The sequence below is a fragment of the Paenibacillus sp. FSL L8-0663 genome (assembly GCF_038008125.1).
Taxonomy (GTDB): Bacteria; Bacillota; Bacilli; order Paenibacillales; family Paenibacillaceae; genus Paenibacillus; species Paenibacillus polymyxa_D.
Map to the genome: position 1 here is coordinate 200,372 of NZ_JBBOYM010000001.1, position 20,746 is coordinate 221,117.

The following is a 20,746-nucleotide window of genomic DNA, read 5'->3' on the forward strand; positions in this document are numbered from 1 at the left end:
GAGTAGGCATGCTGGCTAAACGTATTATTCCCTGCTTGGATGTAAAGGATGGCAGGGTGGTTAAGGGCGTTAATTTTGTGAACCTACGCGATGCAGGTGATCCGGTGGAATTGGCGGCGCTTTATGACCGGGAAGGGGCAGATGAAATCGTATTTCTGGATATTTCTGCTTCAGTTGAAGGGCGTGCCACCATGGAAGAAGTAGTTCGTCAGACAGCCGGAGAGATAGCCATTCCTTTCACCGTAGGTGGCGGGATATCTCATGTCGATGATATGAAACGCATTTTGCGTGCCGGGGCTGATAAAATCGGCGTAAATACGGCGGCTGTCCGTAATCCTCAGCTGATTGCGGAGGGTGCGCGCAGCTTTGGCTCACAATGTATCGTTGTTGCCATTGATGCCAAGTATAACGAGGCGTGGGGCGAGTGGGAAGTATATACCCACGGAGGCCGCACGCCATCTGGTATTCGCGCCTTGGCCTGGGCCAAGGAAGCTGAACAGTTGGGAGCCGGTGAGATTCTGCTGACCAGCATGAATGCGGACGGAACCAAGGACGGCTTTGACCTGCCGCTGACTTCTGCGGTATCGGATACCGTCGGAATTCCAGTTATTGCTTCTGGCGGAGCAGGCAAACAGGAGCATTTCTATGACGTGTTTACGGCGGGCAGAGCGGATGCTGGATTAGCAGCAACGATTTTTCACTATAAAGAAATAGGAATCCCTGACCTAAAACGGGATTTGAAGCGCAGAGGAGTGGAGATACGATGAGCAACGAATTGAACCAACAGCTATCTCTGGAGCAGATACTGGATAATGTCCGCTGGAATGAGGTGGGTCTTGTCTCGGCGATTGTGCAGGATGATGCCACCCTTCAGGTGCTTACGCTGGCCTACATGAACCGCGAGTCGCTGAAACTGTCTTTGGAGTCGGGAGAGACCTGGTTCTGGTCTCGTTCCAGACAGGAGCTGTGGCACAAGGGGGCTACTTCAGGGAATACGCAAAAAATCACTTCCATCCAGTTGGATTGTGACGGTGATGCTCTGTTGATACGTGTCATTCCGAACGGTCCTGCCTGTCATACAGGAGCAACGAGCTGCTTTTTCCGTGATATTTCCGCGCCAGGGACGGCTGTAGCACCTGTTGCAGGAAATGCAGGAGACCACACGCTGGTAAATCAAACCGATGATATTTCCAATGCTTCAGCAGACCGCTTTGAGGTACTTGCCCAGCTGGAGGCGATTATTAAGGAGCGCGAAGAGACACGTCCTGAAGGGGCCTATACGACCTATCTTTTTGATAAAGGTGTAGACAAAATCTTGAAAAAGGTTGGCGAAGAAGCATCCGAGACGATCATTGCCGCCAAAAATAAAGATAATGATGAACTGCGCCTGGAGGTTAGCGACCTGATTTATCACCTGCTGGTGCTGTTGCAGGAGCGCAAGCTACCGCTAGATCACGTGCTGGCTGAGCTGAATCGCCGTCATGAACGACCTCGTCGTGATTAGTACGATTTGTTGTAGTGTTGAAAGAGGGAGGATCGCATGAAAATTGACTATCATACGCATCACGCCCGCTGTGGGCATGCCATAGGGAGTCTGGAAGAGTATGTACAGCAGGGAATTCGGCTGGGGCTGGATCAGCTCGGCTTGTCCGATCACATGCCACTACTGCATGTAAAACCGGCTGACTATTACCCGGAAATGGCGATGCCTATGGAGGAGCTGCCCCGATACGTGGAAGAATGTTTGGAACTGAAGGAACGTTTTAAAGAGCAAATTGATATTCGTGTTGGCTTGGAAGGCGACTACATTGAGGGCTGGGAACGAGAAATCGAAGATATCATCACCGCGTATCCCTGGGATTATGTGATTGGTTCCGTCCATTTTCTAGGTGAATGGGATATCACGGACTTCCGTCAGGTACACCATTGGGAAGGCAAAAATGTGCTTGAGGTGTACCGCACGTATTATAATGCGGTTTCTAAGGCGGCAGCTACCGGTTTGTATGACATCATGGGGCATTTGGATGTCATTAAGCGCTTCGGCTATCATCCGAAGCCGGAGGAAATGGAGGAGCTGCGTGAACTGGAGCGCTCCGCACTCTCAGCCGTTGCCCGCAGCGGTCGGGCGATGGAACTGAATGCATCAGGGCTTTCGAAGCCCTGTGCTGAGATGTTCCCGAGCCGCCGCATGCTGGACGAAGCTTTTTCGCTAGGCATCCCGCTGACCGTAGGATCGGATGCCCATGATCCGGCGAAGCTGTCCGAGCACTTGGAGAAGGCACGCGCGCTTCTATATGAAGTCGGCTATCGCGAGCTTGCCGTATTTCAGCATCGCGAGCGCTCGCCGGTGCCGCTGACGCTTTAATTATTACGTTTATTGGGTCTAAGTATCATATCCAGTGGCTAGCCGAACGCTCCCTATGTATACAGGGAAAAGCGCTCGGCTATTTAGCGTATTCTTGTATATATATCTATTGTATACGAGCATATATCCGTTTTTTGGAATGAGGTAGGATCGACTGTCAAGTCGTTTTGAAGTTGTGGTATACTGAAGGGTATGAACATGTCAGTTACTTTTAAAGGAGGTGCCTTGGTTATTTATGAAAGGGAAACATCTGCGAGTATCGGAACCTAGCCCTAAGATTATTGCTTTGCGTTTCGACGCATCTTTCTTTTTTGAGAAAGCTGTGCGCTCGCTTGATCGCAATCATTATGACAAGGCATTGAAATATTTTCGCAAAGCCGTTGAATATGAACCGGATAATCCGGTGAATCATTGCAATATGGCGGGTATATTATCAGAGATGGGGGATTATGCAGGTTCGAATGAGATCCTGTCCTCTGTTCTGAGTGACGTAGACTCGTCGATGACAGAGTGTTATTTCTATATGGCGAATAATTACGCTAATATGGAGCAGTTTGAAGAAGCGGAGAAAGCATTGGTCACGTACCTGGAGGAGGACGAAGAAGGCCAGTTTCTTGATGAAGCGGAGGAAATGATGGAGCTGCTCTATTATGAGCTGGACCGTCCAACGAAGCTGAACCGCATTAAGGCCCGGCAGGGAGTAGTAGAGCATGATCAGGCTCGTGTCCTGCTGGAGGAGGGGAAATTTGCTCAGGCAGCCCAGTTGCTCAAGCAAATTTCAGAGGAACAACCGGATATGTTCGCTGCGCGAAATAATCTGGCGTTAGCGTATTACTACATGGGATTGTTCCAAAATGCTAAGGCTACCATTATTCAAGTGTTGGAGGATGAGCCGGGGAATTTACACGCATTGTGCAACTTGGCGATCTTTTATCAGCACGAGGGCGGCGGCCCGGAATTGGATCGTCTGGTGCAGACTTTGGCGGTCACTATACCGTTTCAGGAGGAGCAGGTATTCAAGCTGGCGACCACTATGGGCATTCTCGGACGCCATGAGGAGGCCTACAGACATTTCCGCAGGTTGCTTCATGGCGATGGAGAGAACAATGCGGACGCTTCTTTGTACCATTACACGGCGGTAGCTGCCAGCAATACGGGAAGATATGCGGAAGCACGGCGGTTGTGGAGTCATTTGCAAAAGCAGGATGCTTCCTCGGAAGTTCCGCGGTTTTTCCTGTCCCGACTGGAGGAACTCCAGCAGGAGGGTACACCGCTGCAAGTGCTCAGCTATCATTATCATCTCCCGTTTGAGGAGCAATTCCGCATGTGGGAGAAGTTTGGTGCTGACCAGGTGCCTGACAGCATGAAGAAGGACCCGCTAATCCGGTCATCCTTCTTCTGGGCCTTGCGCCACGGGGACCGGGCGACTCAGCTTCAGGTCATTCAGGCGTTAAGCTTGATCGGTGATGATGAGGTGCGTCAGGCACTGGAGTCCTTCGTAGAAGACCCGGACCAGGAGGATGAGCTGAAACGCCGTGCCTTGCAAGTATTGCAAGAGCTGGCGGAGCAGGGTGAGCAGAAAATGTACCCGGAAACGGAACGTTCTGATCAGTTGGAGGTTGAGAACGATCCTCATACAATTGAAGGTGATGTATCTGCCTCCCCGGTTGATCCACAATGGCAGGCAGTGCTGGATAAGGTACTGACCGTTATGAGCAAGCCATCCGATCCGGTCATGCAGCACGACTTGAGATCGCTGTGGCTGGAGTATTTGGATCGGCTTGCCCCGGAAGTTCCGATGGTTCAGCATACTGAGGGATGGGCAGCGGCGCTGGAATATTTGACTGCCAAAATGCATCATCATTCAGTCACCTATCAGGAAGTAGCCGATCGCTATGGTATTTCCGTATCGACCGTAAGCCGCTATGCACGCCAGATTGACAGCGTGTGTGGTATCAAACAGAAGCTGAAGCAGCCGCTCTCCACGTTTAAAAAGCAGGTCTGAGACCTGCTCCAAACATCACTTAAAGGAGGCAACAAACGTATGTATAAATCCATAATTATTGGTACAGGTCCTGCAGGCTACACAGCGGCTATTTATTTGGCACGTGCTAACATGAATCCGCTGATCATTGAAGGGATGCAGCCCGGTGGGCAGCTTACTACAACGACCGAAATTGAAAATTTTCCGGGTTTTGAGCAAGGTATCCTCGGGCCTGAACTGATGGATAATATGCGCAAGCAGGCTGAACGTTTTGGCGCTGAATTTACTTCCGGTTGGGTAGAGGAAGTGGATTTTAGCAAACGTCCTTTTAAAGTGAAGGTAGAGGGTAAAGGCATCATTGAGGCGGAGTCGGTCATTATTGCTACAGGTGCGTCCGCCAAATATCTTGGTATTCCGGGTGAGCAGGACAATGTAGGTCGCGGAGTCAGCACTTGCGCAACTTGCGATGGCTTCTTTTTCCGCGGGAAAAAGATTGTCGTGGTTGGCGGTGGCGATTCAGCCATGGAGGAAGCGAGCTTCTTGACCCGTTTTGCTTCCAGTGTAACCTTGGTCCATCGTCGCGATGAGTTGCGGGCATCCAAAATTATGCAAGATCGCGCGCGTGAGAACGAAAAAGTACATTGGGCATTAAACCGGACTCCTCTGGAAGTTGTGACGGGAGAATCTGGTTTAAAGGGTTTGAAGGTACACAATAATGAGACCAATCAGGATGAGCTGATTGAGGTAGATGGCGTGTTCGTAGCCATCGGGCATACACCGAATACAGGTTTCCTGAACGGACAAATCCATACGGATGAACACGGCTATATTGTAGTGAAGCCAGGCACAACGGAAACGAACATCCCCGGAGTTTTTGCCTGTGGGGACGTACAGGATAATCGTTACCGTCAAGCGATTACGGCTGCGGGAACGGGCTGTATGGCGGCTATGGACTGCGAGAAATATCTCGAAGGCAGTGCTGTTCACGACTGGAGCGAAACACTGGATCAATAAAAGCGTGTCTATAGTACACAAAAAGGCTAACGGGAGAGCGAAGGAAACCTCTGTTATGCCACATCTTTTGTTCAGGAAGAGAAAGCCTGCTGCGTTTGCACGGGCTTTCTCCTTTTTATGGGTGCATAAGGTTAAAAGTTCCTCTAATCGTACACTTTTCAACAAGGAAGTGTCCTTGACCGTAACGAGGGCTTCAATTATAGTTGGAACGTAGGATTACTATTATGAAGTAGGAATTATAAGCATATATTTCATACCAGGTTTTTAAGTAAACATAAAGGTGGCTTGGAACATGTCTGAAAGTATCTATGTGGGTGTCGATTTGGGCGGTACAGCGATTAAAGTAGGCATTTGTAATGAGAACGGACAGCTTTTGCACACATACGAGGGACCAACCGAAACCGATAAAGGTGTAGATGTTGTCATTGGTAATATCGAAAAATATGTGCGGCACATTGTTGAGGAATCTCCTTATGAGTGGGATCAACTCAAGGGTGTCGGTGCAGGCGTTGCAGGTTTTACGAATGTTCGTGATGGTATTATTGTCCTCGCTCCTAATATTGGCTTTCGTGACGTACCGATCCGTGCGCTCCTAGAGAACCGGATTGGCAAGCCTGTGAAAATAGACAATGATGCGAATGTTGCTGCGCTAGGTGAGGCTTGGGCTGGTGCAGGCAAAGGCATCGAAAACTGCGTATGCTATACCCTGGGAACAGGAGTAGGTGGCGGTATTATTATAAACGGTAGAATATACCAAGGTTCTTCAGGCATGGCCGGGGAAATTGGTCATATCAGCGTCGTACCTGATCTGGAGGCAATTCAGTGTGGATGCGGCAAAATGGGTTGCTTGGAAACTGTATCTTCTGCAACAGGCATCATTCGTATGGCCAAGGATGCTGTGGAACGTGGCGACCGGACCTCTCTGGCGCTGGAGGATCAAATTGCCGCCAAGGAAGTATTTGATGCTGCTAAAGCCGGGGATGAAGTCGCACTGCGTATCGTGAACCGGGCTGCCTTTTATTTGGGGAAATCCATGGCAGCGGTTGCCGCTGTGCTTAATCCAGAGTTGTTTATTATAGGCGGCGGTGTTTCTAAAGCAGGCGACTTTTTGTTTGAAGAGATGCGTCGCGTATACGCCAAGCTGGCACCTGAACCGCTTCAAAAAGGTGTATATATCGTACCAGCGGTGTTAGGCAATGACGCGGGTGTTGTAGGGGCTGCAGGGTTGCTGCTACGCTCCTGACCACAGGTTACTGATAATACGGGTACTGGCATAGAGCGAAGAAGCAAAAGGAGAGGGAAGTCCATATGACAGATAACCTAAAAAATGCTGCGCCGTGGGCAACGCTCATTATTATTACGGGGATGTCAGGCGCAGGGAAGACCATTGCGGTTCAGAGCCTGGAAGACTTGGGCTTCTTCTGTGTTGATAATTTGCCCCCTGTACTGATTCCCAAATTTGCAGAGTTGATTGAGCAGTCTAATGGTAAAATAGGCAAGGTTGCACTCGTCATTGATTTACGCGGACGAGAATTTTTCACTGCCTTGTCGGAATCGTTGAATTATATTAAAGATCATTTTACGATTCATTGTGAAATTTTATTCTTAAATGCGAATGATGGCGTTCTCGTACAGCGGTATAAGGAAAGTCGTAGACGTCATCCGCTGGCTCCAGACGGTATGCCTTTGGATGGGATTCGGTTGGAGCGCAAGATGTTGGAAGAACTAAAAAGCTCGGCTACACAGGTTATTGACACAAGTGTGATGAAGCCTGCAACTTTAAAGGCAAGGATTATTTCACGATTTTCTCATCTGGAGAGCAGTATGCTTTCCGTGAACATTACTTCTTTTGGCTTCAAGTATGGTATTCCCATTGATGCCGATCTTATATTCGATGTGCGCTTCCTGCCTAATCCCCACTATGTGGATCAACTACGTCCCCACACTGGACAGGATAGCGATGTATATGATTATGTCATGAAATGGCCCGAGACTCAGGCATTCTTGACCAAGTTGCTGGATATGTTACACTTTTTGATTCCGCAATATCGCAAAGAAGGCAAAAGCCAGGTCATTATCGGCATTGGCTGTACTGGCGGTAAGCATCGTTCTGTTGCAATATCGGAGTATTTAGGAAAAATGCTGGGTGCCAGCGAGACAGAATCTGTTTCTGTTTCGCATCGGGATGCTGATCGGGACCGGCATTAATGAGGTGAAATCATGAAAGAGACCGGATCACAACGGGAGCGCCCACGTATAGTTGTTATGGGCGGCGGAACCGGCTTGTCCGTCATGCTGCGGGGCTTAAAGCAAAAGCCGCTAGATATTACGGCTATTGTTACAGTCGCTGACGATGGCGGAAGTTCCGGGATTTTGCGCAGTGAGCTGCAGATGCCCCCCCCAGGGGATATTCGCAATGTGCTGACTGCCTTGGCTGACGTGGAACCAGTGATGTCAGATATGCTGAAATACCGTTTCGGTGCGGGATCAGGATTGTCAGGCCATAGTCTGGGCAATCTGATTTTAGCAGCGATGACCGATATATCGGGAGATTTTGTAACGGCGGTGCGTGAGCTTAGCCGTGTATTTGCTGTCCGGGGACGTGTGCTGCCAGCAGCCGAGGAAGGCGTTGTGCTAAGCGCCGAAATGGAGGATGGCACGGTGATTACCGGAGAGTCCAAGATCCCAGAAGCGGGCGGACGAATCAAACGCGTCTTTCTTGAACCGACTCACGTGGAGCCGTTGCCTGAGGCTGTAGAGGCCATTAATGAAGCTGATGCGATTTTGATTGGCCCCGGCAGTCTATATACCAGCATATTACCGAATTTGCTTGTACCTAAACTCGCTGAAGCTGTAGTGAAATCAGACGCTATCAAAATATTTGTCTGTAACGTTATGACCCAGCCTGGTGAAACCGATGGCTATACAGTAGGAGACCATCTGCAAGCTATTTTTGAGCATGTAGGGCATCATCTCTTCGACTATGTCATTGTAAATAACGGAGAAATTCCACCCCAAGTACAGGAAATGTATGCCGAGCAGGGAGCCAAGCCAGTTCAAGTAGACATGGGCGAGCTGACCGACCGGGGATATAAAGTGGTGGCAGATACATTAGTTCTGTTCCGCACGTATTTACGGCATGATGCAGACAAATTGAGCCAGCATATTTACCAATTGGTACAAAACTGGATATTAAGAAGGAGGTGAGTCCCTTGTCCTTTGCGGCACAAACGAAAAAAGAGCTTACGATGATTGAAAGCCAGTCCTGCTGTGAGAAAGCGGAACTATCTGCGCTCATACGTATGCTCGGATCCGTACAACTGTCGAATAAAAGGGTGATATTGGACGTGTCCACAGAAAATGCCGCGATTGCAAGGCGGATTTACTCCTTGATCAAGAAGCATTTTCAACTTCATATCGAACTGCTTGTACGGAAAAAAATGCGCTTGAAAAAAAATAATGTGTACATTGTCCGTATTCCTAATGATGTGCAACAACTGCTAAAGGATCTTTATATCGTCTCAGAAGGTTTCTTGTTCACTGACGGGATTAATCGGGATATTGTTCGGAAAAACTGTTGTAAGAGAGCTTATTTACGGGGCGCCTTTATGGCAGGTGGCTCTGTCAACAATCCTGAAGGATCATCTTACCACCTTGAAATTTCCTCGATGTATGAGGAGCATTGTCAGGCACTCGTTGATCTTGCGAATGAGTTTCATCTAAATGCTCGCTGTATTGAGCGAAAAAAAGGTTTTATTCTCTACATCAAGGAAGGCGAGAAGATCATTGAGCTGCTTAGCATCATTGGGGCGCATCAAGCCTTGTTCAAATTTGAAGATGTACGCATTATGCGCGATATGCGCAATTCCGTGAATCGTATTGTCAATTGTGAAACGGCTAATTTGAACAAGACAATTGGAGCTGCTGTCCGGCAAATTGAGAATATTAAGTTGCTGGAGAGAGAAGTTGGCTTGGAGACCTTGCCGGATAAACTGCGTGAAGTGGCAGAAGTTCGGCTCGCTCATCCCGATTTGAATTTGAAAGAAGTCGGGGAAATGCTCAAAGGGGTCGTGAGTAAATCGGGTGTAAATCATCGGCTTCGCAAAATTGATGAGATGGCTGACAAAATCAGGGGCGAAAATGGCCTGATTCCGTAAAAAGAATGTTGGTGGGGCTTTTAGCCCCAGTTTTTTTAGTTTTTTTTCTAGTGTCTGTCCCGGGTTAATGTTATAATGTGATAAATAAAATGGAGTAAGTAGTGTCCAGATTTATTTGATGAGGGGGTAAGCTGACATGTCAAAACATCCGGTAGTCGTACGTTTGAAAACAGGACTGCACGCCAGACCTGCTGCGTTGTTCGTACAGGAAGCGAATAAATATTCATCTGAGATTTTTGTGGAAAAAGATGACAAAAAGGTTAATGCCAAGAGCATCATGGGTATTATGAGTCTTGCCATCAGCACAGGTACTGAAATCAATATTAGTGCTGAAGGTGCGGATGCCGAACAGGCTGTAAACGCTTTAGTAAGTCTGGTTAGTAAGGTAGAGCTGGAAAATCAATAAACAAAGAATTGCTTGTAATATAGTGTATGATCTTAGTGAAAAGCCCCTTTGGGGCTTTTTTTATATCCAGAAAAAAATCCTTCGAACACTCCTCAGCTAACTGTTTTATTGTGGATTTATTGGATATAGAGGCCGTATTAAGTTCAAACTATAAATAATGAAAATCCTCGTGGTCATGCTCTGTTTCGGAAATTTGTACGCTTGGCTGCAACCTTTTTCCGTCTTTTCCGTCTGGAAGGTACAAACATTTACTAGAAAGAGGTTGAATTCAATGAGACTTTGGACAAAAACAGTAGCCACAGCAGTTCTCACAGGTGCATTAATAGCAGGGGGAGTAGCAGGAGGATTATGGACAGGGGCAGAGCGTGCTTATGCTGCGTCAACAGCTTCGACGGTAAACGGTGTAATTAATGTGATTGGAAGCGGGGAAGTATTGGCAAAGCCCAATATTGCTTATCTCTCTATCGGTGTACAATCGGAAGGGAATACGGCAGCCGCTGCTCAAAAAGCTAATGCTACAAAATTGAACAAGGTTACACAACTGCTGAAAGAAAAGTGGAGCATCAGCGGAGATGACATTCAGACCAGCCAGTTTTATGTACAGCCTAACTACACCTATAACGAAAAAGAAGGGCAGAAGCTCAAAGGCTACACTGCCAACCATACACTTTCCGTTAAATACCGCGATTTGGATAAAATAGGTCAGTTGTTGGATGAGGCGACCAAGTCCGGAGCCAATAACGTAGATAATGTTCGTTTTTCGGTGGAAGATCCTTCGACTTATGAGGAAGAAGCCATTACTAAAGCATTGGGAAGCGCACAATCTAAAGCCAGTGCTGTAGCTAAAGCGGCCAAACGCGGATTAGGTGCTCTTGTGAATGTGACGGTAGATGGCGGAGAAGCACAAGTCTTTACACAACGTGAAAATGCCATGTCAAAATCGCTCATGGATTTAGCAGGTAGCGGGACAGACATACAATCGGGGCAAGTAACAGTGAAAGTTCAGGTGTCGGCTCAATACGAAATGAACTAATATTAGATCATCAAACGAAGCCACAAGCGGCCTGCATCATGCGCAGGCTGGCTTGCTGGCTTTTTTTGTATACCGAAACCTTTTTGTAATGAGTCTGTCATAGCTAAGGGTTATTAGGTGTACAGATTGAAATCGGGGAGTGTACAGATTGTAAACTACATACAATGGGGTATAGATATAATAAGTAAAGTGATTATTTACACATAGACAATACAGAAATAATAACAGGAGGAATACTTAATATGAATAAGCATACGAAAAAATGGGGTTCAGCACTGCTGGCAGCAGGGATTTTAGCAGGAGTTGCAGCTGTTCCCGTTTCATATATCCAGGCAGCATCGATTAAACAGCAGCAAGCGGCAACACAGCAACCAGGAATCACTATCCAATGGAATGGTAAAACGTTGCCCGCTAAAGGTGTTCAAGTGAACGGGAGTACAATGATTCCGGTGGCCGCACTGCGTGACAGCTTGGGGATTCCAGTAAGCTATGATGCGAAAGCAACGACCTATACCGTAGGTAGCGGGTACAATAAACTTTACATTATGGCTTCTTCCTCGGATGCCTACGTCAACGTCAATGGAATCAATACACGTAGTATGGATGCCAAACAGATCGCTGGGAAGCTATACATTCCTATGAGTCTGTTGAAAGACTATCTAGGCATAGATGCTCAATGGAACGCAGCTCAGAAGACAGTAACGCTAAGTAAAAGTCAGCTAAACCCGATCACAATTGCGTCTCAAACACTTCCAGCTTCGAGTAATGCGAAGGTATCTTACAAAGTTAAGTATCCGCAAATCAGCGGCAGCCAGCTGAATCCTGAGGCAGAGCAAGCCATTAACCATGTGCTTAAAAAGCATGCAGAGGGTATATTGGCAGCAGGCAAAAAGATAATGGCTGAGGGAGAGGCTACAACAGAAAGACCGTATGATTTCGAAAATGATTTTGCAATTGCCTATAACAAGGACGGTATTCTAAGTGTGATTATGCAGGATTACTCGTATATGGGTGGCGCACATGGAATGACGGTACGTAAAGGATATACGTTCTCGCTCGCTGATGGTAAACTGCTGCAGTTGTCTGACGTATTGAAGGCGAATCCAAATTACAAAAAGTTCCTCAATGCTGATTTGAAGAAAAAAATCGATGCGCTTCAGGCTGGTGAAGGATTCGGTAAATTTAAAGAGCTGGCGGCAGATCAGAATTTTTATGTGACGAACAGTGGAGTAACAATCGTGTTTGATTTGTATGATTATGCGCCATACGCGTATGGAATTCCGGAGTTTACCTACTCGTTCGGTCAACTGCTGCCTCAAGGCGGAAAGCCTTTTGCGGGACAGATTTAATAGTAGAAATGAGTAAGTTGGACTGTCTATACTCTAAAAAACAATAAAGCAAAAAAGCTGCCTACCGGATAATAACATCCGGAGCAGCTTTTTCATTTACCAGCTATCGAGAGGCGAATTTCTTCTCTTATACACCTTCTGGAGAGGAGCTAGTTAGCACTTTATCAATAATACCGTATTCCTTGGCATCATCAGCAGACATGAAGTAGTCACGGTCTGTATCTTTTTCAATGCGTTCCAGTGGTTGGCCTGTGCGATCTGCGAGAATGCGGTTCAGTTTATCACGCATTTTCAGAATGCGGCGTGCGCGGATTTCGATATCCGTTGCCTGGCCTTGTGCACCACCCAGAGGTTGGTGAATCATAATTTCACTGTTTGGCAAAGCGAAACGTTTACCTTTGGCGCCTGCATTCAGCAAGAACGCGCCCATGGAAGCCGCCATACCTACACAAATCGTAGATACATCAGGTTTAATGTATTGCATCGTATCGAAAATGGCCATACCAGCTGTAATGGAACCGCCAGGACTGTTAATATACAAGTGAATATCTTTTTCAGGATCTTCGGCAGCCAAAAACAGCATTTGCGCAATTATAGAGTTGGCTACAACGTCATTGACGTCCGAGCCTAACAAAATAATGCGATCCTTTAACAGTCTGGAATAAATGTCATAGGCGCGTTCGCCGCGGTTACTTTGTTCTACTACCATAGGAACATAGCTCACGTCAAAAAACCTCCCTTAAATATCGTTAGTGGATTTGGTGGACATGCCGAGTACACGTCCCTTATTTATAAACTGTTACCGTATTAACCACATGATAAACAATTTCAAACAAAAAGTCAAAGAAAGTCAAACTAATGATTAAAAAAAAGAGCCCTCAGCGCTCTTATTGGTTAAAACATTATATAGAAGCATTTAAGCGTTCATTTAAAATGGCGCGCCCGCGAGGAATCGAACCTCGATCTCAGGCTCCGGAGGCCTACGTCATATCCGTTGGACCACGGGCGCATAGTTGATTCAATGCAAACAACTAACTAATTAAACAGCTAATTGGAAACAAAGATGATTATATGATATACAGCAGTGAATTGCAAGCTTTTATTAAATGCGCATATTCAGACAAATGGTTGAGAAATATAGGTTCAGATAGACTTGCATATGGAGCAAATATTGGTTAAGATATACGTGGGACTTAAAAAGTTATCCCGGGACGTTTTAAGACCAGTTAGAGATAGAGCATTAGAGACAGAACTTAGAAGTGTGCGGGAGTGGAAAGCATGCGAAAGATATTAGAAATACAGAAGCAGCTTCTGCCCGACCTCATGGATGTTTTGAAAAAAAGGTACACGATCCTGCATCAGATTATGCTGTCCGATGTTGTTGGACGCAGAACACTGGCAGCTTCACTGAACATGACCGAGCGCGTGTTGCGCGCCGAAACCGATCTTCTTAAAGCTCAGGGGCTAATTGAGATTGAGAGTGTAGGCATGAAGGTGAGCAAAGCAGGACTGGATCTGCTGGAACAGCTGGAGCCGATTGCGAACAACTTGTTCGGCCTGTCCCAATTGGAGGACCAGATTCGTCAAGCCTATGGTTTGAGGAAGGTGGTTGTCGTTCCAGGGGATTCGGATGTTTCTCCGTTAACAAAGCAGGAGCTGGGGCGCGCTGGAGCAAAAGCGTTGCTAAGTGTTATGGACGACGAGGATGTGGTCGCTGTAACAGGTGGCACGACGATTGCAGACGTGGCGGAACAACTGGCATTGCCTTCTAATGGCCCCCTTAAGGGTGGGTGGTTTGTACCGGCACGCGGGGGTTTGGGAGAAAGCATGGAAATGCAGGCCAACACAATTGCTTCCACAATGGCTCGCAAGGTCGGCGCTCAATACCGTCTGCTCCATGTACCGGATTTGCTCAGCAATCATGCTTACAACTCCTTGCTTGAAGATGCGAACATTCAGGATATATTGAGCCTGATTCGCGAGAGTCGTATCATCATTCACGGGATAGGCAACGCCATAGCGATGGCACATAGACGTAAACTTGATCCCGAAACCTTTGCCCAGATCAGCAGTGAAGGGGCGGTAGCCGAATCGTTTGGTTATTATTTTAACGAAGATGGCGTCGTTGTTCACAGAATGCTGACGCTTGGACTCCGATTGGAGGACATTAGGCGTACCGATACGGTTCTAGGTGTAGCTGGAGGCAAGAACAAGGCGGCCGCTATTCATGCGGTACTGCGTTTCGGGCAAGAAGACATTTTGGTCACCGACGAAGGCGCTGCTGTTGAGATTGTAAGTCGTTATTTAAATGATTAATATAGGATTTATGAATCTGTTGTCTTGACAGGCTTTCGGGTCTGTCTTGAATATATAAAACTAAACTAAACGAACTTTGGGAGGAACTCACTCATGACAGTTAAAGTTGGTATTAATGGTTTCGGACGTATTGGACGCCTTGCTTTCCGTCGGATTCAAAACGTGGAAGGTATTGAAGTAGTAGCAATCAATGACTTGACAGATTCCAAAATGTTGGCACATTTGTTGAAATATGATACAACACAAGGCAATTTCCAAGGACAAGTAGAAGTACATGATGGCTTCTTCAAAGTAAACGGTAAAGAAGTTAAAGTTTTGGCTAACCGCAACCCTGAAGAACTGCCTTGGGGAGACCTGGGTGTAGACATCGTTCTGGAATGCACAGGTTTCTTCACAACTAAAGAAGCTGCTGAGAAACATTTGAAAGGCGGCGCTAAAAAAGTTGTTATCTCCGCTCCAGCTACTGGCGACATGAAAACTGTCGTTTACAACGTAAACCATGAAATTCTGGATGGAACTGAAACTGTAATCTCTGGTGCTTCTTGCACAACGAACTGCCTGGCTCCTATGGCTAAAACACTGCAAGATAAATTTGGTATCGTTGAAGGTTTGATGACTACAATTCATGCTTACACTGGCGACCAAAACACTTTGGATGCTCCACATGCTAAAGGTGACTTCCGTCGTGCTCGTGCAGCAGCTGAAAACATCATTCCTAACACAACTGGTGCTGCTAAAGCAATCGGTTTGGTTATCCCTGAGTTGAAAGGTAAATTGGATGGCGCAGCTCAACGTGTTCCAGTACCTACAGGTTCCCTGACTGAGTTGGTAACAGTTCTGGAGAAAAACGTAACTGCTGAAGAAATCAACGCAGCGATGAAAGAAGCTTCCGATCCTGAAACTTATGGATACACTGAAGATCAAATCGTTTCTTCCGACATCAAAGGCCTCACTTTCGGTTCTTTGTTTGATGCAACTCAAACTAAAGTTCTGACTGTCGGCGACAAACAACTGGTGAAAACTGTAGCTTGGTATGACAACGAAATGTCCTACACTGCACAATTGATCCGCACGTTGGAATACTTCGCTAAACTGGCTAAATAATAAGAACTTTCTTATTAGTAACATCATAGAGCGGAAACAGGTTATTGTTTCCGCTCTTTATATATCAAAATGTGCCTTAAATTCCTGTTTCGTAAAATTATAAGGGTGCGGAGGAATATGGAGATGAACAAAAAGAGCGTACGTGATATAGAACTGAATGGAAAACGGGTGTTTGTTCGTGTAGATTTTAACGTTCCGGTTGAAGACGGTAAAATTACAGATGACAAGCGTATTCGTGAAACCTTGCCAACCATTAACTACCTGATTGAAAAAGGTGCAAAAGTTATTTTGGCGAGTCACTTTGGACGTCCAAAAGGTCAGGTTGTTGAATCCATGCGTCTGACTCCTGTTGGCGTACGTTTGTCTGAACTGCTGAAAAAGCCAGTAGTTAAAGTGGACGAAGCAGTAGGCGAAGCTGTTAAAGCGAAAGTGGCTGAACTGCAAAACGGCGACGTGCTGTTGCTTGAAAATGTACGTTTCTATGCAGGAGAAGAAAAGAATGATCCTGAGTTGGCGAAGCAATTTGCTGAATTGGCTGACGTTTTCGTGAATGACGCATTCGGCGCAGCACACCGTGCTCATGCTTCCACTGAAGGTATCGCTCATATTCTTCCGGCTGTTTCCGGCCTGCTGATGGAAAAAGAATTGTCTGTTATTGGTAAAGCTCTGTCGAATCCAGATCGTCCTTTTACAGCCATTATCGGCGGTTCCAAAGTAAAAGACAAAATCGACGTGATCGACAACCTGCTGAACATTGCAGATAACGTAATCATTGGTGGCGGTTTGACTTATACATTCTTCAAAGCTCAAGGTTATGAAGTGGGTCAATCTTTGCTGGATGAATCCAAACTGGACGTAGCTCTTGGATTTATCGAAAAAGCGAAGAAACTCGGCAAAAACTTCTATCTTCCGGTGGATATTGTTGTGTCTGACGATTTCAGCGCTACGGCGAACACAGATATTGTGGATATCGACGGCATTCCTGCAGCTTGGGAAGGCGTGGACATCGGACCAAAAACACGTAAAATCTATGCAGATGTGATCAAAAACTCCAAACTGGTTGTATGGAACGGACCAATGGGCGTATTTGAAATCGAACCTTTCGCTGGTGGTACTCGTGAAGTAGCGGAAGCTTGCGCAACAACAGAAGCATACACCATCATTGGTGGCGGTGATTCTGCGGCTGCGGCTGAAAAATTCCACTTGGCTGACAAGATGGACCATATTTCCACTGGCGGCGGCGCATCTCTGGAATTTATGGAAGGCAAAGCACTTCCGGGTGTTGTTGCACTGAACGATAAATAATCAAACGCACTATGCGTGAATAAAGCTTTAGGGCACCTAATAGTTAGGAGTTGAAACCATTGAGAACACCGATTATCGCGGGTAACTGGAAGATGTTTAAAACCGTACCAGAAGCTAAAACTTTCATCGAAGAGATCAAAGGCAAAGCAGAGGTTGCAGGAGTGGAAAGCGTGATTTGCGCACCATTTACGAATCTTCCTGCTCTGGTTGAAGCAGTAAAAGGCACGTCTATTAAAATTGGCGCACAAAACCTGCACTTTGCAGAAGATGGTGCATTTACAGGTGAAATTAGCGGCGGAATGCTGAAAGATCTGGGCGTAGACTACGTTGTGATCGGACACTCCGAACGTCGTGAATATTTTAATGAAACAGACGAAACGGTGAACAAAAAGGTTCATGCGGCATTCCGTCATGACCTGACTCCAATCGTATGTGTAGGCGAAAAGCTGGAAGATCGTGAAGCTGGACAAACCAAAGAAGTTGTAAAAGTGCAAACTGTAGCAGCTTTTGCTGGTTTGGCTAAGGATCAGGCTGCACAAGTAGTTGTTGCTTATGAGCCAATCTGGGCCATCGGAACAGGCAAATCCTCCACTTCGCAGGATGCGAATGAAGTGATTTCCTATATCCGCAGTCTGATTAAAGAGCTGTATGATGAAAATACAGCAAATGCTGTACGTATTCAGTATGGTGGTAGTGTAAAACCTGAAAATGTTACTGAGTACCTGGGTCAAAGCGATATCGACGGCGCGCTCGTGGGCGGTGCCAGTCTTCAACCGGCGTCGTACATCGCGCTTGTTGAGGGGGCGAAGTAAGATGACAGCACCAAAACCGGTAGCTTTAATTATTATGGACGGGTTCGGACTGCGTGACACCGTGGAAGGCAATGCGGTTGCACAGGCCAACAAACCGAATTACGACCGGTATTTACAACAGTATCCTCATACAACGCTGACGGCTTCTGGCGAAGCAGTAGGTTTGCCGGAAGGACAAATGGGTAACTCTGAAGTGGGTCACTTGAACATCGGCGCAGGCCGTATCGTATATCAAGACTTGACTCGTATTTCGAAGTCCATCCGTGAAGGTGAATTCTACGACAATGAAACACTGGTTAAAGCAGTGCAACATGCCAAGAAGAACAACACGAAACTTCACCTGTACGGACTTCTGTCCGACGGCGGCGTGCATAGCCATATCAGCCATCTGTTCGCTATGCTGGACTTGGCGAAAAAAGAAGGCCTAACAGAAGTGTACATTCATGCTTTCATGGATGGACGCGACGTTATGCCAGACAGCGGCGTAGGCTTCATGCAGCAGCTGATCGCTAAAATTCAAGAAGTGGGCGTAGGTAAAATTGCGACTGTACAAGGACGCTATTATGCTATGGACCGCGACAAACGTTGGGAACGTGTAGAGAAATCTTACCGTGCAATCGTATACGGAGAAGGACCTCAATACACAGATCCAATGGAAGCATTGAAAGAATCGTATGAAAAATCAGTGTTCGACGAATTTGTGGAGCCAACTGTTATTGTGAAGGCTGACGGAAGTCCTGTAGGGCTGGTCGAAAGCAATGACTCTGTTATCTTCCTCAACTTCCGTCCTGACCGTGCGATTCAACTGTCTCAGGTATTTACAAACGCGGACTTCCGTGGTTTTGACCGTGGCCCGAAATGGCCTAAAGATTTGCACTTTGTTTGCCTGACGTTGTTCAGCGAAACGGTTGAGGGCTTTGTAGCTTACGAACCGAAAAATCTGGATAACACGTTTGGTGAAGTGTTGGTTCAAAACAACAAGAAGCAATTGCGTATTGCTGAGACTGAAAAATATCCGCACGTTACTTTCTTTTTCAGTGGCGGACGTGATGTGGAGCTTCCTGGCGAAACTCGTATTTTGATCAACTCGCCTAAAGTGGCTACATATGACTTGCAGCCGGAAATGAGTGCGTATGAAGTAGCGGATGCTGCTGTTAAGGAAATCGAAGCCGACAAGCATGATGCGATTATCCTGAACTTTGCCAATCCGGATATGGTTGGACACTCCGGTATGCTGGAGCCAACGATTAAGGCGGTAGAGACGACGGATGAATGTGTTGGACGTGTTGTAGATGCGGTTAAAGCCAAAGGTGGCGTGGTTATTATCATTGCCGACCATGGTAACGCGGATATGGAAATTGATGAGCAGGGACGTCCGTTCACAGCTCACACAACGAATCCGGTTCCGTTCATTTTGACTGACGAAAATATCGTTTTGCGTGAGCATGGAATATTGGCTGACGTAGCTCCAACGCTTCTGGATTTGATGCAACTTCCGCAACCTGCGGAAATGACAGGAAAATCTATGATTGCATCCCGCAAGTAAGCTTGATTTAATAAGTATAGGCTTGACCAATAAATCATGATTCACAAAGGAGATTAAGTACAAATGACTATTATTTCTGACGTGTACGCTCGCGAAGTCCTCGACTCCCGTGGTAACCCTACAGTTGAAGTTGAAGTATATCTGGAATCCGGTGCTATCGGTAGTGCTATCGTTCCTTCCGGTGCCTCCACAGGCGCTCACGAAGCTGTAGAACTTCGTGATAACGACAAATCCCGTTACCTGGGTAAAGGCGTTCTGCAAGCTGTTAAAAACGTGAACGAAATTATTGCTCCTGAAGTAATCGGCTTGGATGCTGTGAACCAAGTAGAAATCGACACGCTGATGATCAAATTGGATGGTACACATAACAAAGGTAAATTGGGTGCAAACGCAATTCTGGCAGTATCCATGGCTGTAGCTCGCGCTGCTGCTGAAGCTCTGGGCTTGCCACTGTACACTTACCTAGGCGGATTCAATGCTAAACAATTGCCAGTACCAATGATGAACATCGTTAACGGTGGCGCTCATGCCGACAATAACGTTGACGTACAAGAGTTCATGGTTCTGCCTGTAGGCGCTCCTACATTCAAAGAAGCTCTGCGTGTAGGCGCAGAAATCTTCCACAACCTGAAATCCGTACTGAACTCCAAAGGTTTGAACACAGCTGTTGGTGATGAAGGTGGTTTTGCTCCTAACTTCAAATCTAACGAAGAAGCTCTGTCCACTATTATCGAAGCGATCGAAAAAGCTGGTTACAAACCAGGTGTTGACGTATTCCTCGGTATGGACGTTGCTTCCACTGAGTTCTTCAAAGATGGAAAATATACTTTGGAAGGCGAAGGCAAATCCTTCACTTCTGCTGAGTTCGTTGACCTGCTTGCTTCTTGGGTTGATAAATACCCAATCATCACTATTGAAGATGGTTGCTCCGAAGATGACTGGGAAGGTTGGAAATTGCTCACTGAAAAATTGGGCAACAAAATCCAATTGGTTGGTGACGACCTGTTCGTAACAAACACAGAGCGTCTGGCTAAAGGTATCGATGAAAACATCGGTAACTCCATCCTGATCAAAGTAAACCAAATCGGTACGCTGACTGAAACATTCGATGCTATCGAATTGGCTAAACGTGCAGGATACACAGCTGTTATCTCTCACCGTTCCGGTGAATCCGAAGACAGCACAATCGCTGATATCGCTGTTGCAACAAATGCAGGCCAAATTAAAACAGGTGCTCCTTCCCGTACTGACCGTATTGCGAAGTACAACCAATTGCTCCGCATTGAGGATCAACTGGGTGAACTGGCTCAATACCACGGCCTGAAATCTTTCTACAACCTGAAAAAATAATATTG

The 20,746-nt window shown here is 46.6% G+C and carries 19 protein-coding genes and 1 tRNA gene; 18 read left to right on the forward strand and 2 right to left on the reverse strand.

Going from position 1 to position 20,746, the window contains the following annotated elements; all coding sequences use genetic code 11:
* Window positions 1–8 precede the first annotated feature (8 nt).
* The 12 genes from hisF to MKY75_RS00940 all read left to right on the forward strand — a co-directional run bounded on the left by hisF (window position 9) and on the right by MKY75_RS00940 (window position 12,308).
* The gene (hisF, locus tag MKY75_RS00885; protein WP_039274196.1) at window positions 9–767 is read left to right on the forward strand and encodes an imidazole glycerol phosphate synthase subunit HisF; all 759 of its coding nucleotides are present in this window, start codon (window positions 9–11) and stop codon (window positions 765–767) included.
* On the forward strand, window positions 764–1,504 hold the full coding sequence (gene hisIE / locus MKY75_RS00890) for a bifunctional phosphoribosyl-AMP cyclohydrolase/phosphoribosyl-ATP diphosphatase HisIE (RefSeq protein ID WP_069012126.1): 741 nt from the start codon (window positions 764–766) through the stop codon (window positions 1,502–1,504). Before hisF ends, hisIE begins: the two co-directional genes overlap by 4 nt.
* A 36-nt stretch (window positions 1,505–1,540) precedes the next feature.
* Window positions 1,541–2,365: a histidinol-phosphatase HisJ gene (gene hisJ, locus MKY75_RS00895; RefSeq protein ID WP_069012124.1), complete on the forward strand. Its 825-nt coding sequence runs from the start codon at window positions 1,541–1,543 to the stop codon at window positions 2,363–2,365.
* Between the two features lie 235 nt (window positions 2,366–2,600).
* A complete protein-coding gene (locus MKY75_RS00900; RefSeq protein WP_165149358.1) occupies window positions 2,601–4,370 on the forward strand; it encodes a tetratricopeptide repeat protein in 1,770 nt (589 codons plus the stop codon).
* Between the two features lie 39 nt (window positions 4,371–4,409).
* Window positions 4,410–5,363 carry a thioredoxin-disulfide reductase gene (gene trxB, locus MKY75_RS00905; protein WP_029518998.1) on the forward strand — a complete coding sequence of 318 codons (954 nt, stop codon included), beginning with the start codon at window positions 4,410–4,412 and terminating at the stop codon, window positions 5,361–5,363.
* 292 nt (window positions 5,364–5,655) lie between these two features.
* Entirely contained in the window at window positions 5,656–6,606 is a 951-nt protein-coding gene (locus tag MKY75_RS00910; protein ID WP_029518997.1) for an ROK family glucokinase, read from the forward strand.
* A gap of 65 nt (window positions 6,607–6,671) precedes the next feature.
* Window positions 6,672–7,571 carry an RNase adapter RapZ gene (rapZ, locus tag MKY75_RS00915; protein WP_013308254.1) on the forward strand — a complete coding sequence of 300 codons (900 nt, stop codon included), beginning with the start codon at window positions 6,672–6,674 and terminating at the stop codon, window positions 7,569–7,571.
* Window positions 7,572–7,583: 12 nt separating this feature from the next.
* The gene (locus MKY75_RS00920; protein WP_023986485.1) at window positions 7,584–8,570 is read left to right on the forward strand and encodes a gluconeogenesis factor YvcK family protein; all 987 of its coding nucleotides are present in this window, start codon (window positions 7,584–7,586) and stop codon (window positions 8,568–8,570) included.
* Between the two features lie 5 nt (window positions 8,571–8,575).
* The gene (gene whiA / locus MKY75_RS00925) at window positions 8,576–9,520 is read left to right on the forward strand and encodes a DNA-binding protein WhiA (protein WP_029518996.1); all 945 of its coding nucleotides are present in this window, start codon (window positions 8,576–8,578) and stop codon (window positions 9,518–9,520) included.
* 136 nt (window positions 9,521–9,656) lie between these two features.
* Window positions 9,657–9,926: an HPr family phosphocarrier protein gene (locus MKY75_RS00930; RefSeq protein WP_013308257.1), complete on the forward strand. Its 270-nt coding sequence runs from the start codon at window positions 9,657–9,659 to the stop codon at window positions 9,924–9,926.
* Window positions 9,927–10,197: 271 nt separating this feature from the next.
* Complete coding sequence (locus tag MKY75_RS00935; RefSeq protein WP_069012121.1) at window positions 10,198–10,959, forward strand: SIMPL domain-containing protein; 762 nt, start codon at window positions 10,198–10,200, stop codon at window positions 10,957–10,959.
* 242 nt (window positions 10,960–11,201) lie between these two features.
* Window positions 11,202–12,308: a PdaC/SigV domain-containing protein gene (locus MKY75_RS00940; RefSeq protein WP_165149356.1), complete on the forward strand. Its 1,107-nt coding sequence runs from the start codon at window positions 11,202–11,204 to the stop codon at window positions 12,306–12,308.
* Window positions 12,309–12,435: 127 nt separating this feature from the next.
* Here the strand turns inward: MKY75_RS00940 and clpP are convergent, their stop codons facing one another.
* Together clpP and MKY75_RS00950 are read right to left on the reverse strand one after the other, a co-directional pair.
* Entirely contained in the window at window positions 12,436–13,032 is a 597-nt protein-coding gene (gene clpP, locus MKY75_RS00945) for an ATP-dependent Clp endopeptidase proteolytic subunit ClpP (RefSeq protein WP_013368815.1), read from the reverse strand.
* Between the two features lie 210 nt (window positions 13,033–13,242).
* Window positions 13,243–13,317, reverse strand: a tRNA-Arg gene (locus MKY75_RS00950).
* 269 nt (window positions 13,318–13,586) lie between these two features.
* Between MKY75_RS00950 and MKY75_RS00955 the strand changes: the two genes are divergently transcribed.
* The 6 genes from MKY75_RS00955 (at window position 13,587) to eno (ending at window position 20,741) form a co-directional block, all read left to right on the forward strand.
* Window positions 13,587–14,624 (forward strand): sugar-binding transcriptional regulator, encoded by a 1,038-nt coding sequence (locus MKY75_RS00955; protein ID WP_340883999.1) that lies wholly within the window; start codon window positions 13,587–13,589, stop codon window positions 14,622–14,624.
* A 93-nt stretch (window positions 14,625–14,717) separates the two neighbouring features.
* Window positions 14,718–15,728, forward strand: a complete 1,011-nt coding sequence (gap, locus tag MKY75_RS00960; protein ID WP_023986488.1) for a type I glyceraldehyde-3-phosphate dehydrogenase — start codon at window positions 14,718–14,720, stop codon at window positions 15,726–15,728.
* 123 nt (window positions 15,729–15,851) lie between these two features.
* Entirely contained in the window at window positions 15,852–17,033 is a 1,182-nt protein-coding gene (locus MKY75_RS00965; RefSeq protein WP_029518988.1) for a phosphoglycerate kinase, read from the forward strand.
* 59 nt (window positions 17,034–17,092) lie between these two features.
* The gene (gene tpiA, locus MKY75_RS00970; RefSeq protein ID WP_023986490.1) at window positions 17,093–17,845 is read left to right on the forward strand and encodes a triose-phosphate isomerase; all 753 of its coding nucleotides are present in this window, start codon (window positions 17,093–17,095) and stop codon (window positions 17,843–17,845) included.
* Window position 17,846: 1 nt separating this feature from the next.
* Window positions 17,847–19,391 (forward strand): 2,3-bisphosphoglycerate-independent phosphoglycerate mutase, encoded by a 1,545-nt coding sequence (gene gpmI / locus MKY75_RS00975; protein WP_013308265.1) that lies wholly within the window; start codon window positions 17,847–17,849, stop codon window positions 19,389–19,391.
* A gap of 63 nt (window positions 19,392–19,454) precedes the next feature.
* Window positions 19,455–20,741 carry a phosphopyruvate hydratase gene (eno, locus tag MKY75_RS00980; protein WP_013308266.1) on the forward strand — a complete coding sequence of 429 codons (1,287 nt, stop codon included), beginning with the start codon at window positions 19,455–19,457 and terminating at the stop codon, window positions 20,739–20,741.
* Window positions 20,742–20,746 lie beyond the last annotated feature (5 nt).

Excerpts from the sequence above, each read along its gene's own strand:
- MKY75_RS00910 (WP_029518997.1), top strand. The coding sequence starts at position 5,656 with ATGTCTGAAAGTATCTATGTGGGTGTCGATTTGGGCGGTACAGCGATT.
- gap (WP_023986488.1), top strand. The coding sequence starts at position 14,718 with ATGACAGTTAAAGTTGGTATTAATGGTTTCGGACGTATTGGACGCCTT.
- MKY75_RS00930 (WP_013308257.1), top strand. The coding sequence starts at position 9,657 with ATGTCAAAACATCCGGTAGTCGTACGTTTGAAAACAGGACTGCACGCC.
- MKY75_RS00900 (WP_165149358.1), top strand. The coding sequence starts at position 2,601 with ATGAAAGGGAAACATCTGCGAGTATCGGAACCTAGCCCTAAGATTATT.
- gpmI (WP_013308265.1), top strand. The coding sequence starts at position 17,847 with ATGACAGCACCAAAACCGGTAGCTTTAATTATTATGGACGGGTTCGGA.
- MKY75_RS00935 (WP_069012121.1), top strand. The coding sequence starts at position 10,198 with ATGAGACTTTGGACAAAAACAGTAGCCACAGCAGTTCTCACAGGTGCA.
- MKY75_RS00940 (WP_165149356.1), top strand. The coding sequence starts at position 11,202 with ATGAATAAGCATACGAAAAAATGGGGTTCAGCACTGCTGGCAGCAGGG.
- trxB (WP_029518998.1), top strand. The coding sequence starts at position 4,410 with ATGTATAAATCCATAATTATTGGTACAGGTCCTGCAGGCTACACAGCG.
- rapZ (WP_013308254.1), top strand. The coding sequence starts at position 6,672 with ATGACAGATAACCTAAAAAATGCTGCGCCGTGGGCAACGCTCATTATT.
- MKY75_RS00965 (WP_029518988.1), top strand. The coding sequence starts at position 15,852 with ATGAACAAAAAGAGCGTACGTGATATAGAACTGAATGGAAAACGGGTG.
- hisF (WP_039274196.1), top strand. The coding sequence starts at position 9 with ATGCTGGCTAAACGTATTATTCCCTGCTTGGATGTAAAGGATGGCAGG.
- hisJ (WP_069012124.1), top strand. The coding sequence starts at position 1,541 with ATGAAAATTGACTATCATACGCATCACGCCCGCTGTGGGCATGCCATA.
- MKY75_RS00920 (WP_023986485.1), top strand. The coding sequence starts at position 7,584 with ATGAAAGAGACCGGATCACAACGGGAGCGCCCACGTATAGTTGTTATG.
- MKY75_RS00955 (WP_340883999.1), top strand. The coding sequence starts at position 13,587 with ATGCGAAAGATATTAGAAATACAGAAGCAGCTTCTGCCCGACCTCATG.
- eno (WP_013308266.1), top strand. The coding sequence starts at position 19,455 with ATGACTATTATTTCTGACGTGTACGCTCGCGAAGTCCTCGACTCCCGT.
- hisIE (WP_069012126.1), top strand. The coding sequence starts at position 764 with ATGAGCAACGAATTGAACCAACAGCTATCTCTGGAGCAGATACTGGAT.